We start from the raw sequence: 711 nt of genomic DNA, 5'->3' as shown, positions 1-711 counted from the left end.
GTTTCAGATACCTCTGCTTTAGCCGACGTATCAATTTCCTTGTTTTCTACGGTTTTTTTCTCAATTGGCGCAGTTGTATTTGATACTTCCGGTGTCGCCGAGCCAGCATTTGTGCGATCAGATTTCTCGGTATCTGTCTGTTTGGCATCCTCAGTTTTCACACTTTCTTTAACAAGGTCGTCTGAATTTGTATTGTCTTCAGACTTTTTACTGTCTTCCAATTGATTAGTCTGTGTAACTTCAGGATAAGGAATCGGCTCTTCTGACTTGCCTGCCGTTTCTTCCGGTTTGTCCTGTTCTGCCTTAGCTTGTTGGGATTCCGTAGCCTTTAATTTCGAATTGTCTTGTTTAGACTCAGGCTTCTCTCCTGTCGAACCTGATTTCTGCTGAGTAAGCGGATACTCTCGAATAACGACTTCGGCAGGCGGGGTTTCGGTATGCGGTACATGGCAGCTCTCGCCCATTTTGATGAAATCAATGCCTGAAATCAAAAAATTGGTGTTTTCCAGATTGCCTCTTAATCCGACATAGATTGGTGTGTTTTCAGGCGTATTTTTTCTGACGCTGATGATTTCCGCTGCGGCTTCATAGCCGTTTCCGCTACCGGGAAGCAAAGTGTAATTGTTTTTCAAATCACAACTTCGAATCCGGACATAATTGTTTTGAGTGACCAACATGCCTTCCAGCTCTTTGGCAAAGGCGGTTTGAGCG

The 711-nt window shown here is 44.2% G+C and carries 1 pseudogene; it reads right to left on the bottom strand.

Going from position 1 to position 711, the window contains the following annotated elements:
* Positions 1 to 711 (bottom strand): annotated as a pseudogene (locus ACTHUR_RS14070) (hypothetical protein); the annotation flags it as partial.

It is taken from the genome of Neisseria sp. P0021.S007, assembly GCF_051956855.1.
Note: the sequence above shows the minus strand (reverse complement) of the source record. Positions and strands in the feature narration are given on the sequence as shown.